General features: G+C 39.0%; 16 protein-coding genes and 4 pseudogenes. 16 read left to right on the forward strand and 4 right to left on the reverse strand.

Annotated elements, in window-relative coordinates:
• Window positions 1–63 precede the first annotated feature (63 nt).
• Window positions 64–363, reverse strand: a complete 300-nt coding sequence (locus BS333_RS17245; RefSeq protein ID WP_021708785.1) for a hypothetical protein — start codon at window positions 361–363, stop codon at window positions 64–66.
• Between the two features lie 482 nt (window positions 364–845).
• On the reverse strand, window positions 846–2,747 hold the full coding sequence (locus BS333_RS17250; protein WP_033004591.1) for a hypothetical protein: 1,902 nt from the start codon (window positions 2,745–2,747) through the stop codon (window positions 846–848).
• A gap of 159 nt (window positions 2,748–2,906) precedes the next feature.
• Here BS333_RS17250 and BS333_RS17255 point away from each other — a divergent pair, with 159 nt between their 5' ends.
• The 4 genes from BS333_RS17255 (at window position 2,907) to BS333_RS17270 (ending at window position 5,295) form a co-directional block, all read left to right on the forward strand.
• Window positions 2,907–3,338, forward strand: coding sequence for a toxin YdaT family protein (locus tag BS333_RS17255; protein WP_081638588.1), 432 nt, complete (start codon window positions 2,907–2,909; stop codon window positions 3,336–3,338).
• Between the two features lie 112 nt (window positions 3,339–3,450).
• A complete protein-coding gene (locus BS333_RS17260) occupies window positions 3,451–4,329 on the forward strand; it encodes a helix-turn-helix domain-containing protein (RefSeq protein ID WP_101903943.1) in 879 nt (292 codons plus the stop codon).
• Window positions 4,316–4,735, forward strand: a complete 420-nt coding sequence (locus BS333_RS17265) for a hypothetical protein (RefSeq protein ID WP_033003449.1) — start codon at window positions 4,316–4,318, stop codon at window positions 4,733–4,735. Before BS333_RS17260 ends, BS333_RS17265 begins: the two co-directional genes overlap by 14 nt.
• Window positions 4,735–5,295, forward strand: coding sequence for a hypothetical protein (locus BS333_RS17270; protein ID WP_021708800.1), 561 nt, complete (start codon window positions 4,735–4,737; stop codon window positions 5,293–5,295). The genes BS333_RS17265 and BS333_RS17270 overlap by 1 nt, the downstream gene beginning before the upstream one ends.
• Window positions 5,296–5,342: 47 nt before the next feature.
• On the opposite strand, the gene BS333_RS17275 is transcribed toward BS333_RS17270, so the two are convergent.
• Window positions 5,343–5,681, reverse strand: a complete 339-nt coding sequence (locus tag BS333_RS17275) for a hypothetical protein (RefSeq protein ID WP_033003430.1) — start codon at window positions 5,679–5,681, stop codon at window positions 5,343–5,345.
• A gap of 643 nt (window positions 5,682–6,324) precedes the next feature.
• Here BS333_RS17275 and BS333_RS17280 point away from each other — a divergent pair.
• From BS333_RS17280 to BS333_RS17315, 8 genes and pseudogenes are all read left to right on the forward strand, one after another.
• Entirely contained in the window at window positions 6,325–6,738 is a 414-nt protein-coding gene (locus tag BS333_RS17280) for an RDD family protein (protein WP_021708799.1), read from the forward strand.
• Window positions 6,739–7,081: 343 nt separating this feature from the next.
• Window positions 7,082–7,434, forward strand: a pseudogene (locus tag BS333_RS17285) (site-specific integrase); the annotation flags it as partial.
• A gap of 311 nt (window positions 7,435–7,745) precedes the next feature.
• Complete coding sequence (locus BS333_RS17290) at window positions 7,746–8,210, forward strand: hypothetical protein (protein ID WP_021708797.1); 465 nt, start codon at window positions 7,746–7,748, stop codon at window positions 8,208–8,210.
• A gap of 22 nt (window positions 8,211–8,232) precedes the next feature.
• Window positions 8,233–9,033: pseudogene (locus BS333_RS17295) on the forward strand (DUF4150 domain-containing protein); the annotation flags it as partial.
• 121 nt (window positions 9,034–9,154) lie between these two features.
• Entirely contained in the window at window positions 9,155–9,454 is a 300-nt protein-coding gene (locus BS333_RS17300; protein ID WP_021708795.1) for a hypothetical protein, read from the forward strand.
• A gap of 661 nt (window positions 9,455–10,115) precedes the next feature.
• The gene (locus tag BS333_RS17305; RefSeq protein ID WP_021708794.1) at window positions 10,116–10,544 is read left to right on the forward strand and encodes a hypothetical protein; all 429 of its coding nucleotides are present in this window, start codon (window positions 10,116–10,118) and stop codon (window positions 10,542–10,544) included.
• 97 nt (window positions 10,545–10,641) lie between these two features.
• On the forward strand, window positions 10,642–10,983 hold the full coding sequence (locus BS333_RS17310) for a hypothetical protein (protein WP_021708793.1): 342 nt from the start codon (window positions 10,642–10,644) through the stop codon (window positions 10,981–10,983).
• Complete coding sequence (locus BS333_RS17315; protein WP_021708792.1) at window positions 10,967–11,494, forward strand: hypothetical protein; 528 nt, start codon at window positions 10,967–10,969, stop codon at window positions 11,492–11,494. Before BS333_RS17310 ends, BS333_RS17315 begins: the two co-directional genes overlap by 17 nt.
• A gap of 42 nt (window positions 11,495–11,536) precedes the next feature.
• Here the strand turns inward: BS333_RS17315 and BS333_RS17320 are convergent.
• Window positions 11,537–11,871 (reverse strand): annotated as a pseudogene (locus BS333_RS17320) (hypothetical protein); the annotation flags it as partial.
• A gap of 43 nt (window positions 11,872–11,914) precedes the next feature.
• On the opposite strand from BS333_RS17320, the gene BS333_RS17325 reads away from it, so the two are divergent.
• The 4 genes and pseudogenes from BS333_RS17325 to BS333_RS17350 all read left to right on the forward strand — a co-directional run bounded on the left by BS333_RS17325 (window position 11,915) and on the right by BS333_RS17350 (window position 15,753).
• Window positions 11,915–12,202, forward strand: a complete 288-nt coding sequence (locus BS333_RS17325; RefSeq protein ID WP_021708791.1) for a barstar family protein — start codon at window positions 11,915–11,917, stop codon at window positions 12,200–12,202.
• A 22-nt stretch (window positions 12,203–12,224) separates the two neighbouring features.
• Window positions 12,225–12,500: pseudogene (locus tag BS333_RS17330) on the forward strand (type I restriction enzyme endonuclease domain-containing protein); the annotation flags it as partial.
• Window positions 12,501–13,371: 871 nt separating this feature from the next.
• On the forward strand, window positions 13,372–14,397 hold the full coding sequence (locus tag BS333_RS17335; protein ID WP_033003425.1) for a hypothetical protein: 1,026 nt from the start codon (window positions 13,372–13,374) through the stop codon (window positions 14,395–14,397).
• Between the two features lie 951 nt (window positions 14,398–15,348).
• On the forward strand, window positions 15,349–15,753 hold the full coding sequence (locus BS333_RS17350) for a DUF6201 family protein (RefSeq protein ID WP_021708787.1): 405 nt from the start codon (window positions 15,349–15,351) through the stop codon (window positions 15,751–15,753).
• The last annotated feature ends 32 nt before the right edge of the window (window positions 15,754–15,785 follow it).

A 15,785-nucleotide genomic window follows, 5' to 3' on the forward strand; every position in this document is an offset into this window, starting at 1 on the left:
TCTGTGAGTATAAGTTATCAAAAAGTAATGCCGTCACTTGAACGGCATTTTTGTATTGATAATCTAGCTCTTAGTTTTCTCGAACCAGTAACTGTCCATTTGAGGTATCCAGTTTCGGTTTTTATCTTTTGGTAAGACGCCAGCCCATAGTAAATTCAGCTGCCTATTAAAAGTTCCAATAGAGTGCCCACCTTGCGCACCTTCAAATGATAATACCATTGGGCCTTTATTACTGACTCCTGCTTGTCCCTCATGGCAGTAGATTTTCGAGGTATGTTCTACATCAGGCGTTAATGAGTAGCTCATAGTTAACGTTGTGCAGTCTGTACCACAAGAGCCAGGTTGGGGGGCTGTAACATACATTATTAAACTAGAAGAGTTTATAGCAGTCCATTGCCCTGAAAGGTATGAACAATCAATAGGTTGCGTTTGATTTGCGTATATATTTTTAGAAGCAAGAAGACATAAAGATACAAGGAGGCATTTATTCATTAGAAAAACCATGAGATATAAAATATAGGCTTGTAATATGTCACATTGAAGTATTAATTGATAGCGTATATGTCTAATACTTTATGATCCCGTAAGTTAAAATAGGTTCTTCTGGATCCTACAGATTTGCAAACGCGGGTACTGTTCGTGAAATAAAAATTTTTCGGGGTATATGGCCACCACCACCTCTAAAGAGATTTATGAGGTAATTAATAGAAATCTAGTTTAGCGTGACGCTGCATGAACTTTATTTGCTCAATAAGCCCTAATACTTCGATGAAAATTAGGGCTTACAGATCCACCATGAGCTCCCTTGTGTGTATATTTTAGGAGTTAATTATTGGATGCCACATTTAAAGGCCAGACATACCTGGTCCCCAACTTACTCCTGACATTGCGTTTTGTAGTTCTTGAATCCTTAATCGTTGTTGTTCTTCTTCTTGTTGACGCAGTATTGTCATAAGTGAAGTAGGGTACATCGGAGCAATTTCGGCCACTTGCTCCATATTTTTGTAAAAATAATCAGGCAATTTCGTGTAAATTTTTAGTTTATTTAATAAACACTTTTGTTGTTCTTGACTCGTATTTCTATAGAGTGGGCAACCAAACTTCTCTTCTCGATATGGATTAAAGGTGGGTTCATCTAGTTTACGTACAAAGTGGAACTTGTTCTTTTTAATGACTCCGCCATACTGTAATTTAAACATATCTTCTGATAGTTCAATAATAGCAATGGCATCATGTTTTTCTGGATTAGTATTTGTTATGTATAATACCATTTCATTCAAATTAAAAGCTATGACTGAACTCCTTTTTAGGTTCAGTTGCTCTCCTTTACTGACGATGTTTGTTGTCAAGGTTTGATTTGTTGGTTTGTGAAAAATAGCGATTTCATAGGGATATTTATCCTGTTCCCCATAAGTTTTTGATACTGTGATAGGAAATGATTTATCAATAAAACTAGGAGTAAAGACGCATAGATCTTCTAGCAATATATAAAATGGTTGAGGTGGGGCCCAAGCATCTGAATTACAACCATGGCGCTGAATTTCACCAATTAAAACTTTTGGTATTTTAGACAAAACGCTAGTAATAGCTGTCTTTAAAGCAAACGTTTTAGAATAATTTGCTACCTTAAATTGATCAGAAACAATACCGCGCATAGCAACAACGGACTCGCTCAGTTTATCAAGTTGATTAACCGTTGTGAGCACCTTTATAGTGGTATTAAATATCTGACGTATATTTGGGGTGACTGCCTTGTTATAAACGAATTGACCTAGATCCTGTAATATAAATTCTCTATCGATAGGCTTTAATTCACCTAAAGAGTTTGTATTAACATCAAAAATATCTGCGTTTTCATTATAAAATATTCTATATTTCAGAAGGAAATCGATAATTTCACTATTATATTTGGCGGGAAATATTATTCTATGTGAAGGTAGTTCAATGATGCTGGAAACTCCGAATAAAGTAAAATCAAAAGCATTGACTTCGTCATACCATTTTTCTTCACTTTGAGCATTATAATGTTCGACAATGAACCTAGTTGTACAATTATTACACGCAGGACTATCTTTTTTATTATTGACGATATCCGAAAAGATATCTTGGAATAACATTAACATAGCCGAAGTAAACTTTCCCGTTTCATTTTTAATATTCATCCTTAATACGCCCATCAAAAATTCTTTATAAGCGGAGGAAAGTGGGTTGTTAAAGTCTAAGCTTTCACCGAATTCATTATTCAAATAGCGTAGATCCTGATTATCTTGGATATTTTTTAGCAAGACCCTGTTGACACCTTGAAATTCAATTGGAGTAAACTGCATATTCTCTAGTAAAATTCTTTTATATTGAGCTTGTCGTATTAACTCCAACCGAGTATTGACAAATGAAAGAGGGATGGTCAGAGCAGTAAAAATATCTTCGTGAGAAGTGAGCTGACTGTATGCAGAATCTAAGTAATCGAAAGTTGCTTTTGTAAATGGAGTTTGTTTTTCTCGATACTTGATTTCTGCTGATATACGCATGGAATATAGCACATGTTCACAGTAGCCATAATTATCAAGACATTCTTTGGCGACTCCTAGTTGCATGATTAATAAAGTGTCCACTTCCTCATTAGTCAGTGTGGGATAATATTTTGAAAAAGAGCTATTAAAGAAGTGTTGGCGTAAGTTGTCATTAAGCACGTTAGCTTTTAATGATAATGGCAACAATGCGATTAATGTTAAGAGAAAAGTTTTCATTTCATATTTACAGGATATATATTAAATAGAACCCATTATTCTTATTTATTGCAAGGCTAAGATCAAGATTAGATATTAAATCAAACGTCTTTAGGGAATTGGTTGGTGTTCAGATGACAGTGTCACCAGAGAACATCGTCACATTCGGTTTGGGATTGGATGACTTTATCGCGAATTTCGCAACACTTACTTAAAGTCCCCTCAGCATTAAACAACTCAAACAATACCCAAAATCTATTTCGATACATCAGCCGAACAAGTCCAGAAGCGAAAGCGAACGTCATGGATCTGCTGCCCGCCATTATTGCCGCCATGCCCAAACAAAGAGCCACCGCTGCGCTGAATCAGTTCCTTAATCCACTTGGTTATTCAGTTGCAGCTATTGGCTCAAGTCACGCTATGGCGAACCGTGATCAACTGCTGGCCGATTTCAGCAAAGAATCTTCAGAAGCCCTTCGCTCAGTACTTTTACTGAGTGAGTACGCTTCGACGGATCAACTTCGTAACGCTTACCGAGAGTTACAAGAGAGTGTCGGGTCTCATGAACCCTTACTCAAATATCTAGAAACATTAATGGTGCAGAAGGCCTAACCCCCCGAATGCAATTACTCACCACGCTAATAAGCAAAACAAGAGAACTTTGTGCAATGAGTCTTTCTTATCAAAATTATGAATCTGCATTGAATGCGGGGAGGGAAGCCAGATGAGTATGCTTCTTACCGCTCAAGCCATGCAGTTAAAAGTCGGCAATGCGACCCGTAAACTCGTCCTGCTGAAGCTAGCAGATAACGCCAATGATAATGGTGTGTGTTGGCCATCTTATGAATACATCGCTGATATGTGCGAAGTCAGCCGCCGAACCGTGATGCGCCACATCAAAACGTTGGAAGAAATGGGGTTGGTTTCAGTGAGTTCTCGTAAGGGAGAAAAGGGCAATTCGACCAATGTTTATCAGTTACATTTAGGGGGTGACAAATTGTCACCTCCTAGTGACACACGATCACCAGGGGGGGTGACACAGGATCACCAACCTAGTGATCCTGTGTCACCCGGAATCAGTCATAGAACCAGTCATAAAGAACCTAAAAAAAATAAACAAAAAAAGTCTGCTGAATTTGAATCTTGTTTTAGCCGACTTTGGGCCGTATTCCCCACCAAAAAATCCAGGAAAAACGCGTTAGCAAAATTCATCAGCATCGTGAAAGCGCAGAGTGAACCTCCAGAAGTCTTCACCGAGATGCTTTGCCAAGATATCGAGACCCGGGTGGCTAATCGGCAATTTGGTTTCGACAGGCTTCACCTAACGACCTACTTGAATCAAGAGCGATGGAACGACGATCATGAAATCAACCAAGCAAGCCATGGAGGCGCAGAATCACAAGCACAGCGATTGGAGCAGCTTAACGCCGATTTGCTCGCCCGTTACGGCCACACTGCCACACCAATTCGACAATCAAATTTTGCACCTGAGTGTGGAGGATTGGATCCAAGCGAAGTTTGTGGAGGGATTTGGCACGAAATGGATTTACAAGGTACTCCCATCGACCTGGATTCAAGCGATTTCCACGATGTCAGTGACTGAGATTCGAAGAGCCATGAGCCAAGTTTTGTTGAAAGGGGATGCGTGGCCGCCAAGCATACCTGAGTTCATCAACATGGGGCGAGAAGTACTGGTCGATGTCGATGAAGCCTTCACTCGGATGCTGCACGGAGTGCCAAAAGGGGACATCGAATACTGGGCTTCGCAAGAAATCGGTTTTATTTGTCGCACACAACTGCGTGAACGAGAAGCCAGGGCCAAGCACCGAAAAGTGCTGAACAAGTACGCTGAAAAGGCGAGAGCAGGGACATTACCTGCAAGAAATTCCCTCCGCTTAGTGGACAAAACGAATGTAAAACCCATCAGTGAAATCACAAGGCCTGACCCAAGCATGTTTGAAAAAGACTCGGTGTTTGCAAGAGTCGCGGCAATGGGGGCTAGGGCGTAATGCAAATTGAAAGATTATTGGCCAAATTCAACGTAAAAGGGATGAACTACGAACCATTAAGCGGTGGGAAAGGGCTCATTTCACACGAAGAACAGTTGGCCATCGTCGGTGCAGTCTGGAAAGAATCGCCAATTGGATTTTTAGTGTTATTCGTTGAGTGCCTTCAAGATAAAACCGCACTTAACAAGTTGTATCAAGCCACTTTGCTTGAAGCGAAAGCCCTGATGGATAAATGGCGTGGCCCATACCCAGACAAGGCACTTCACGCACTCGTATCCACAGCCATTGCAGAAGCCACGCAGCAGTCTGGCCAAGTTTGCCCAGAATGTAATGGCAGCGGCAAATACATTGCCAAAAACCGAGCCAGAAGAACCTGTCCATGCTGCGATGGTGGCCGTATAGCTTGGACCCAAGAAACCCGTTTTGCGTTCTTCTGCCAAACTTTGCCCGTCACATTCTCACGTTTTAAGAGGTACGAACCCATTCTTAGCAAGTTAGTAAAGTATTTGGTCGACAAACGCAATGCAGCGGCTTTGGTGTTACAGGGAAGGTACGAGTAAGAAAAGGCCGTGGCGAAAATGTTATAAGAAAAGATAGGTGCTTAGCCTTACTTCTCCTCATACATACCAGCGCCGAGGCTGCGGACGACTTGCAGAGATGAAGGAACAGAATGGCGTTTCGACCGCCTGCGTTTGTTAAATATTTTTGATAAGTACATGCTCAGCAATTTGCTCAGCAATTTTGAAGGCAGCAGACATTGCATGACCACATTGTGGATAGTCATCTGAGACGACCTCGATTTCTTGAACTTCAAGGTTACCATTGTGTTTTTCATTTGCACCCCTGCCAGTATTTCTTCGATATGCCTATCAAGATTAAACTGTATTTCAGACTTTTCTTGCTTGAGGGAGAGACGCTTCACTACAAGTACACCATCTTTGGGCATTTTACCGAACTTTATTGAGACAAGAACACAGCCTGATCCTGTGACATGTTGCCTCCGATAATATGTGCTTTCGTGGATCATCATAGATATTTAACAGGTATCACCCCGAGTTTCGCGTTATTCCAGATTCTTTAAAATAATAACAAACATTTAATTTCAACTATTGTTGACTATTTTCAATGCATTTCCAACCCTCTCTGGCAAAAACTCATGCACTCATGCAATTTGAAATTGTAGAAAGAGAGGATTGGGTTCTGTCACAAATCTAGTTAGAGGTGTGACGATCTATCCTACAGGTATAATTACAAATTGAGTACATAGAATTATTCCAAAACCGTCTGAACTTCAACATCTATCTGCTCTCCTTTCAATATTGTCGACATTCCTCGCCCATGTAGTATTACCAGATCTTATTCTATTGACTTCCAACCCCGCGCTAGTTGTGTTTTCTGTTTCATTGGGCGTTTACTTTGCTCTACGATATTTTTGATATATCCAATAACCGTATTAAATAAAGTATAAGGTGAAGGTGCAATGTCGTAAATGGTTGTTATTACTGTCAAAAAGTCATTATAATATAAAGAATTATTCTATCTAATGTCTGTTAGCTAATTTAACAGATTTCTACATCAGGAGGTTTACAATGTTATCAGACAGCCAGTATCATCAAAATGAGCGGATCCTCGCTAGTCCAGGCATTAGGCTTATCGGAATAAACATAGATTTTTTATTTAGTGCTGCTATTTTCTCTTTCTTACTTTGGGTTGTACCAAAGCTTGGTTTCGTTCAAGTGATAGCTAGTGAAATATCATTTTTTACGGCTGTAATGTGTTTTCTATTGTCGGACGGGTTACCAAATGGCCAAAGTTTAGGTAAGAAACTTCTAGGTATTTCGACTATTAGTATCAAAAGTGGAAAATATTGTAGCTTTACTCAATCTTTTTTCCGTAATGTACTATTTCCAATAATTGGTATAATTGATGCTGTGTTTATTTTGGGTAAAAAAAGACAAAGGCTCGGAGATAAATTAGCAAAAACAGTCGTTGTGAAAAAATAAATTAGCTAACAATACGTTAAGATTCTAAACTTTTCATATTAGGCTTTGTTGCTTAAATCAATGGAACTAAATCAAGGTACTATGAACTGAACGGCTACTCCAGAAATCATCATAGACCGTGATGAATCATAGTGAAAGTTTGGCGGCTCGTCAGGTTATTGCAATAAGCCCGCACAGTGAGTTTTCTATTTGCTGACTTTAATTTTTCGCAGTTTAAGTGAGGTGTAAGAGGCCTATGAGACTAATCATCGCTTTTTTATCAGTGGCTATTTTGCTAGCTCTATTAATGACAATCTTTTATCTTTATGGGCAATGAGAACTTCACGGACCAGATTACCCGTTTATTTGGTTTGAAATCACATCGAGGGCCGCTCAATCTATTTCACAGTGGCTTATCATGAGTGGGTTGATCGCCTCTAATTTCTTTTCCCGAGTCCAAGGAAAGTGGGTCATCTCGTGAGTTATAGCTATCATATTGGGTTTATTCGATGGTGGGCCGAGACTCTGGGCTATGACGTTTATCTGTATGGCACTCACTCGATGAGACGAACTAAAGCAACACTTATCTATGCACGCACTAAAAATATTCGAGCGCTTCAACTGATTCTCGGTCATGCTAAGTTGGATAATATGATCCGATATCTTGTTGTTGAGGTTGAAGATGCTCTCCATATCTCAGAAGGCATTGATTCTTAGCCTTTCCACTCTTTTGGCGGCCTCTGTATGTTCATGGAGGTCCCATTTTTCCATGTTGATTTTTATGACGGTCATCGTCACTCCCTGACTTTAATGGTTGATCTAGATCACATTTATAGAATGTCTCAAACAAGGCGATTAGCCGCAAAAGAAGGCGATTCTTTCTTTTAAATTATGTGAATCATAAAAAGCCCACCATAAACTCTTTTTGTTTGGTGATAATGTCGTATTGATTGGTTATTGTCACATTATTGTCTTCATTGAAATTACAGTAAAATCATAGATATATGAAATTGTTGTGAGATAAAGAAGTGCAGAAAAACGATGACATGCCTTTTCAAAACATTCCTAGAAAAAACGCCTCTCGTATTGGCCGGATAACAGAACTCAATCAAGACAACGTACGAGTAAAAGTTGAGTACGACCACCCCCCATTAAGCCAGCCTGTCTGGGCGATGCTCGGTCGCGCTTTTTCGCATGATGCCATACACATGGCAATCGACAACAAATTGGATTGTCGTATCGACTTCATTTCTGATGACCTAGAACTTCCAACGGTGGTTGATATTTACATGTCTTTGTTAGGAGCAGATGAATTGGTGATTAAAGCCAAGCGTGTTGTTCTCGATGGTGAAGATGAAGTGGTGATTCGCTCAGGTATCGCACAATCCAAATACAGTGGTTGCGATAGTCGTGTTTCTACCTCCGCTGAGCATATTACTTCCAGTGCTGAAAGAATGCAGAAAATTCAGGGCTCAAAGATCTCACTCAACTAAACCGTTTAATAAGGATGTCCCTATGAGTGTCACAATCAATGCAAATGGACTCAGTGTTGTCCATAAAGGCTCAGGTGGAGAAGCGAACGCGTCGGTCCCTGATGTATGTTTAACCAAGGTGGGTAAACCCGTAGTTCCCATTCCTTATGGAAATAATGCGAAATCATCGGATTTAGCGGGCGGAACAACGACGGTAACCGCAGATGGTGGTAACAGTATCGCCTTAAAAGGCAGCACCTTTTCAAAAAGTACCGGTGATGCGGGAGGGGACAAAAAAGGCATCTCTTCAGGCACCATTGAAGCAGAAGCAAAATTTACTTCCGCGTCTCCCACCGTCTTCATTGAAGGTAAAGGCGTCGCTCGTCTGTCAGATCAGATGACAATGAACGAAGCCAATACGATATGTCTTGGAGTACAAAACCCTCCGGTGACGGTCACCGAAGAAGAGGAAGGCACTCACACTGTCTTTGTAAAAGCAAGGTATCCTGATGGTATCTTGCTCAAAGAGGCCGATTTTGACATTACAGAGACGAGTGGTAGCGTCCTAAAAAATGGACGCCTTGATAACTCAGGAAAAAGTAAGGTTTCAAAGCTTAAGCCCGGACAAATCAAAATTGCTGTCAAAGAGAGTTCAGAGGATTTTGAGCCTAAAAAAGTGCGGTTGGCGAACCCTCACTTTTTGGCAGAGATCAGCGACAGTGATTTCTTTGATATTGCGACTCAAGGGCAACAAACATTTTGGCAACCAAATCTTATCGCTCCGCCTGCTGCAAGCTGGGGATTGATGGGGAAAAGTTTAATCGCTGACCGCTCTTTCTTAGAGAGATGGTTCAAGAGTATATTTCAGAACAATAGGTGAAAATGTTGAAATCCTTGGAAAATCGAATAAAGCCAATCAACAAAAAGTCATAAATGAAGTAATCAAAACGTTTGGAGGCAAATAAATGGAGTATAGTCTTTCGATAGTAAATGGTAAAAGGGAAATTAATGAAACTAATGATAATATTGACGTCGAAATTCATTTAAAAGATGGAAGTGTATATTCTGCCACACTTTTTAGCATGGAAAATATTACTGAAATTATGGAAAGTTATCAAAACACAGGAGAGTGTTTAAATGGAGCGTTTTTTTGGGCCTCAGACATGATAATTATTCAGAATTTCAAGTTAGAAACCATTAATAATATTATTAAAGAATTGGTCGAATCAGGTGAATACAAGTATGCTTGTTCTAAAATTAATTAGCTAGGGGACCCACTCCAGGCCCTAGCCTTAACACAGATTTGCATCTAATACTGCAATCAGTTTTAAAAATCATCCCTGGTCGACAGCACTCATCAACACATAGCCATTATGCTAAGCTGGGGTATATTAACCAAGCTTTAAAATCTGGTTTATATCGTTCAGAAGGAAATTTGTTCTGGTTGCAATTGGCAATGCACAACTAGGTATGATATTAGATGATTTATTTGATGAGGTAATTTCGAGGGCTTGTTGCAAAAATTAAAGATGTGTCTGATGTGCCTATCTGAGCACCTCTTTTCATACGTATATTCCAAAGATACTGAAGAGTGTGTTGAAGAAGACAGATCTTTCCAGCACTCTCAGTTCAGGCTTCTTAAGACTTAACCAATAATCGAACTGGCTTTTATTCAAGTGTAATAGTTATTAAATCGACTTATTGACTCTCAGGCATCAAAATAGAGACCACCCACTAAGGCGGTCTCTTATGTTAGGCTTTACTATGCTGTCTATTCAGATGGTCGCTATATTTATGACGGTGCTCTGCATCATGATGGAATATCAATTAGCGATGATACTAAGCTAGTAGATTCGATGAACCCCAATGGTGTGGGTTATCGCCTCTATAACCCTGATGCTGGTGAGTTATTGAAAGGACCGATTAATGGAAAGTAAATATTACGAGGTTAAAGCGCTTCAAAATGGCTTGGCAACTTCTTTAACCTCGGTTTTAAGAAATAAAGATCTTATTGTTTGGCACTCCGCTTTTCCGTCGAAGACACCAATTGGTTATGACGCTCAAGATGCGCCTCTTGTAATGTGGGCATTTGCTAGTGATAAGGAAGAGCAAGAAGATGAATTGATTTCTTTGATTAATGCATTTCAGACAAAGATTGGATGGCATTTAGATAAAGTAAGAAATGGGAGATGGAGGTTGATGCCTAATCGTGTATGGGCTGTTTATGAAAAAAATAAAGATTTCACCATAATTCATGCGATAGCAGAAGTAAAGCGAGAAGATCCTCAATTTGGAGTGTTAGCAAATAACGAAATATTAGAGATGGCGCGTTATCTGGATGAGAGCCTCCGCTAACTGATATAAACATATATGGATACGAATGAAAGTCCTTTAATTGAACGGCAGAGGAAAATTGTGGCATTAAGAGATGTACAGTTGAATAGAGGTGATTATGGATTTGAAACTTTCTCCTTCTTCTGATGAAATTGAAATCTTTTTGTTTGAATGTGTGGTAAAGAACTTGCAATCATTCTATGGACATTCATACGATGATGCTGTGCGCTTAGTTAATGAATACTATGCGAAATTTACTGATGCGCACTTCTGTCGTCAGCATGGTATTTCTGTGCAGACTGCTGACCTCTTCTCGCATATTGCGGCTTTAGGTATGACTGATAGGGTTCAATATTACCAAGTGCTAAAAAATGATCCGAATGAAAGTGCTTTCATTGAGTGGCAGAGGAAACTTCGGAAACGAAAAGAGTATAGGAATTTAAATGGCCGTTTTAATTGAAGCGTTGTCTGTTGTTATTCGCTGCGAAGCGATTGCTAAAAAATATATTGGAGGTATGGACGCTTTTATCGCTGCTCTTCCAAATAAATCGCTTTGCTCAGATGGTGAGTTGGCTCGTGTCAGATTTATGGTTCCTATAGATGTTCAAGCTTATGTTGAAAGTTTGATTGCTAATGGATTAACTTTCAAACGGTCAGATAAAGCTATAGATATAGTCGTTGTCGATCAGCTGCATGGTCCGACAACTGATTGTGATTGGGTTGATGTTGGAGAAACTGATTGGAATAACAACCCCAATCATACGGTGGCAGTGTGCTGTGCTAGGCCGACAAAAGTGGATCGCATTTTCGTTCCAGAAGGCTGGAGATATGAAGAATCTCTGAGCGCAAGCGGTATCTATATTGATGGAAAAGAAGTTCCAGAAAGCTTAAAGTTTGCTAGACATGAAAATGGGGTAGATGTTCTTCTTGATGAAAAAACGGGTCAAGAGTTTTATGTTGGTCGTTCATAATATTCCTATTTTCTATTTTGCTTTCAATTACCAAAGGTATGTTTAGCAGTACAGTAAGTCTGATAAAAAGCCCAGCCATCGAGCTGGGCTTTTTACGTCTGTTGCTGGATCGCTGTATCCATCATACTTTATGGCCCTTTTGGCAGATACACCAATCATCTTGGCCGTTTCGTTGATGCTCATTTGGTTATCGACTCTGAGCTTGTAGATTTTTTCATGCAGTTCCAGGTTAGGCTTCCTTCCTTTATATTTCCCTTTTCAATACCTTGCTTCTGGCGGCGTCTATCTTCATAATCCTTTCTAGAAATTGCGGCCAGCATGTCCATCATCATGATGTTGATGGTCTTGATAATCGAGTTGGTGAATTCATCAGAAAGTACATAAGTTTGGTCGTTAGAAAAATTGAAGAAAATATCAAATATGAAAGTCTTTATTAACGGTAATGATATTAAAACGGAAATTGACTTCCACAAACACATTGCACAGGCATTGAATTTTCCATATTACTATGGGAGTAATTTAGATGCTCTGTGGGATGTTTTGAGCACTGACATGGAACGACCTACAACGCTTGTTTGGAAAAATGCTATGCTGTCTCAGGATGCTATGGGGGAGGAATTTATAAGAATACACGACCTTTTAAACAAGGTTGTGGCCCAAGATATTGAATGGGGACTGGATGAGAGATTTGAATTGATCATTGATTGAGGATACTTTCAGCTACAAGCCCGATGAAATCGCTTTTTATCGAGCATTGGTTACTAATGAAGCATCGGTACGAGTATTAGGTGATGATAACCTTCGTCAATTGGCCATTGAATTAACCATACAACTGCGCAAATCAGCCACCGTTGATTGGCAAAAGCGAGAAAGTGTTCGGGCCCGCATGCGTAATTTAGTACGCCGGCTTTTGCGCCGCTGGAAGTCTCCACCAGATGAGGCTGAAGAAGCCATCAAGCTGGTTTTAGAGCAAGCAGAAGTGCTCGCTGACGGTTGGTATAAGTAATGAGAAAGGCAGGGCAGATACCCTGCCTTTTGAGTATCTATTCACATGTGGCTTTTATACAAGATCGAATAGTCATACCTTCGAGATAAAAAATATAATCCCAAATGAACCAAATTAGGTTTGACCCCTAACCAATAAATGTCTGAAGACCTGCTAATGAGGCATGTTTATTGGATTACTGGCCTCACTTTGTCGATGATTGCTTTTGTAAATTATTATTTATTAACGGCTTGTTTTTCATATCTTGGACAACATGCATTGTTAAAAAAGTGGTGATAGGCCGGCGCACTTTATATTAGGATAGAGTAAAAATCTCGATATATATTCTTTAATTTTTATTGGCTTATGATAAATTAAGCGAAAGTAGAGCAGGTGTAAAAACGAGACTGACTGTTACTAAAAATGTTAGGTTTAAAAACAATGCTAAGTGAATCACAAAATATCGAGACCTATAAAATGCTTGGACAAGTAGCTTCTTCAGCAAATATTCAACTTTATGGAATTTAGTAAAAGCTCACTTATTACTGGAGATAGCTTTAAGAGAAGTCAGCCTAAAACATATTTTTTCACTGATAAGAAGCCGGAACCATTCGAAGAAAGACTAAAAGACATTCTAGAACACGAACATATTCTTCCTAAATTATATCGCAATCTAAAAGAGTAACTGAGCATTAGGTGCTTCAAGTCCGCACTTTATTTTGGACTCAGTCACTAATCTGAAAAGTTCAAGCGAATCTATATGGATTTTCTATATTAAAACTTATCCATGAGCCTTTAGTTTTAGATTTTTTAAATAAAAAGTAATGGTACGATAGGAATGAATGATAACAAATATGAAATAATTGATAACCTATTAGAGGTGCTCTTGTAAATGAGTATATTTTCAATGCAATTATCCATGTTCCGAGGAACCCCTTTTGCGTACTATTGGCCAGATCTTCGAAAAGAAGTACAAATTGTTATCGAAGAAGAAGACCCTAAGGAGCCGATTTCGTCTGTAAGTGATGATGTACTTACTCTACGCACGGGCTCTCACCTGCGTCGAAACTTTGTTCTTATTCCTTTACTAATAATGTTCACCGCTTTTTCGTCTTATATAGTGAATTTTTCTCCTCGTCTTTATCATAGCAAGGTATATGCTGCTGATATGACAAAGTATCATAAACAAAATGTAGCTAAATTCACAAAACATTCAATTGAAGCAAAAAAGAATGGAGATATTAAAAAATATAAACATTACCAAAAGGTTATCGAAAAAGAACTAAAAGAAATTGAAATTCTCAGTACTTATTTAGAAAAGGAAGGCTCGATAACAATTTTCACTCATATAAAGGCGTTAGCCATTGCTAATAACGGTGAGCTTGAAACGTTTTTATTAGAGTTAGCTATATTCGTAGGGCTCTATGGAGTCACTCTCTTTTTCTGGGTTTTCTTTCTACTAAAACCTCGTGATGCAGAAGTATATTTTGACCGACGGAAGCAAATTGTCTATTCGTGGCGAGCAGGTAGAGTAGGTGCAGCTGCATTTGATAAAGTGGGTTTGATGACCAACAACACGGGATTGTGTATCGTTTTAAATTTTGAAACGAAAAAGCGTGATGGTTATGTAGTCAAAGCAATGCCAGCCATTGATATAGATAATTTTGTTGGTCATGTCTCCAGTGATTATATCTACACGTTGGGTCAGATCCTTGCTTTTATGGATGATGGTAAGGAAGCGTTGATTGCTGCAGATTCATTTGAAAGGCCTCAGACAAAGTTTTTCCTCCGTGACAGTAAAAAGCCCGAAGATTTAGAGGCGCGTATTGAAGCCGCTCTAAAAGGTGGGGAAGAATTTTTGGACAAATATCAAAGTCACATTATCTGGGGGTTTGGAGACTTCAATTTCAAGAAGTGAGATTGCTCCTCTGTTTATTGTGATATTGCAAATGAGGCGACCACTGTGTTGCTCTATTGGCGCTAACCCCGAATTTGGGGTTAGCTATGGCATCGGTCAATTCTGATAAATCTTGGTGCCGTTAAACTAAACATTTATTAATGTTTTTTCCCCGTGAAATCGGGTATTGAACACCCTTCAGCTATATATGGTGTTAGTATCACGGGTGGCCAATCAGATGAGCAGAGCGATCGTGCATGGCTACTAAACCGCATACGATTTAAGAGAGTTAGCGCATACCCTGTGGACAGATATCGGCATTGATTACCTGTGGGCAGAGACCTTATTGAATCATGCGAAGGGCAAAATGGATCAAGCGTATATCCACACGCACATAGAGCTGCAGAAATCAGAAGCACTCAAAGCTTATCATTTGTGGTTAAAAAATTGCTGGTGAACCTGTTGTATACCTGATTTTCAAAAAAACTTCCTCTTTACAATCGCGAGTTAAATCAATGATTAACCGCTATTCAAAATTTAATCACGGTGGACAATATTACTAGGCTCAAAGTGTGATAAAAGTCTCAATTTAGAGGCTAATGTACAACTTGCGCCTCACCAGATGATTGGTTGAAGCTGATCAACACACAAATACGTGTCCTTGGATTTGATAGAGTAGAGGGTGGGTGACAGTGTAACTTGTTTCTGATCGATTAGGTTTGTCACCAAGATGGGCAAGTTCGAATTTGAGAAGTTTATATGAGAGATGTTACCTAACGAGAAGACATACTGGTTTAGATTGTGGGGTCATGGAGTTTCGCTATCGTCGTTTTAAAATCGCTGAAGAGTAAATAATACGATAAGTGGCATTTGCCTATTATAAGCTTCGTTTTAACTAGTATTACACTCATAAAGCTTATCGGTTCATGATAATATCAATCATGGATTAAAGAGCAATGATATCAGCAAGTTATGATTAAAAAATGTTTAAAATTTCTCTCTCTAACTTTCCTTGCATTTTTACTATTTTGGTGGCTTGTATTATCTCCAGTTTCTTTCCCAAATGATAAATACTTTCGAACTATAATAAGTCCAGATCATAAGTGGAAGCTAGTAATTGTACCAGTATCTTTAACAACACCATTATCATTCATTCAAGCCTTACAAAATAAAAGTTATATCGTATTGTTTGATGAATTTGATAATTACGTAGGGCAAAGTACACCTTTTTGTCTCATGCCAATCGATGATTTTAATGTATTATTTCCATCAAAATATTATAAAGATGTCGGTATCCAACCTGAAGATTGCGATTATGAAATACCGACAGATGATAAAAAATGGTGGAGTGAGATAATCGGATTCCTTCATTATTGAAGAGATTTTTTTAAAAATTAAATAGCTTCTAT

The organism is Vibrio azureus (assembly GCF_002849855.1).
Taxonomy (GTDB): Bacteria; Pseudomonadota; Gammaproteobacteria; order Enterobacterales; family Vibrionaceae; genus Vibrio; species Vibrio azureus.

Excerpts from the sequence above, each read along its gene's own strand:
- BS333_RS17300 (WP_021708795.1), top strand. The coding sequence starts at position 9,155 with ATGGAGTATAGTCTTTCGATAGTAAATGGTAAAAGGGAAATTAATGAA.
- BS333_RS17335 (WP_033003425.1), top strand. The coding sequence starts at position 13,372 with ATGAGTATATTTTCAATGCAATTATCCATGTTCCGAGGAACCCCTTTT.
- BS333_RS17275 (WP_033003430.1), bottom strand. The coding sequence starts at position 5,681 with ATGCCCAAAGATGGTGTACTTGTAGTGAAGCGTCTCTCCCTCAAGCAA.
- BS333_RS17270 (WP_021708800.1), top strand. The coding sequence starts at position 4,735 with ATGCAAATTGAAAGATTATTGGCCAAATTCAACGTAAAAGGGATGAAC.
- BS333_RS17350 (WP_021708787.1), top strand. The coding sequence starts at position 15,349 with ATGATTAAAAAATGTTTAAAATTTCTCTCTCTAACTTTCCTTGCATTT.
- BS333_RS17325 (WP_021708791.1), top strand. The coding sequence starts at position 11,915 with ATGAAAGTCTTTATTAACGGTAATGATATTAAAACGGAAATTGACTTC.
- BS333_RS17245 (WP_021708785.1), bottom strand. The coding sequence starts at position 363 with ATGTATGTTACAGCCCCCCAACCTGGCTCTTGTGGTACAGACTGCACA.
- BS333_RS17250 (WP_033004591.1), bottom strand. The coding sequence starts at position 2,747 with ATGAAAACTTTTCTCTTAACATTAATCGCATTGTTGCCATTATCATTA.
- BS333_RS17255 (WP_081638588.1), top strand. The coding sequence starts at position 2,907 with ATGACTTTATCGCGAATTTCGCAACACTTACTTAAAGTCCCCTCAGCA.
- BS333_RS17305 (WP_021708794.1), top strand. The coding sequence starts at position 10,116 with ATGGAAAGTAAATATTACGAGGTTAAAGCGCTTCAAAATGGCTTGGCA.
- BS333_RS17260 (WP_101903943.1), top strand. The coding sequence starts at position 3,451 with ATGAGTATGCTTCTTACCGCTCAAGCCATGCAGTTAAAAGTCGGCAAT.
- BS333_RS17310 (WP_021708793.1), top strand. The coding sequence starts at position 10,642 with ATGGATTTGAAACTTTCTCCTTCTTCTGATGAAATTGAAATCTTTTTG.
- BS333_RS17280 (WP_021708799.1), top strand. The coding sequence starts at position 6,325 with ATGTTATCAGACAGCCAGTATCATCAAAATGAGCGGATCCTCGCTAGT.
- BS333_RS17265 (WP_033003449.1), top strand. The coding sequence starts at position 4,316 with ATGTCAGTGACTGAGATTCGAAGAGCCATGAGCCAAGTTTTGTTGAAA.
- BS333_RS17315 (WP_021708792.1), top strand. The coding sequence starts at position 10,967 with ATGGCCGTTTTAATTGAAGCGTTGTCTGTTGTTATTCGCTGCGAAGCG.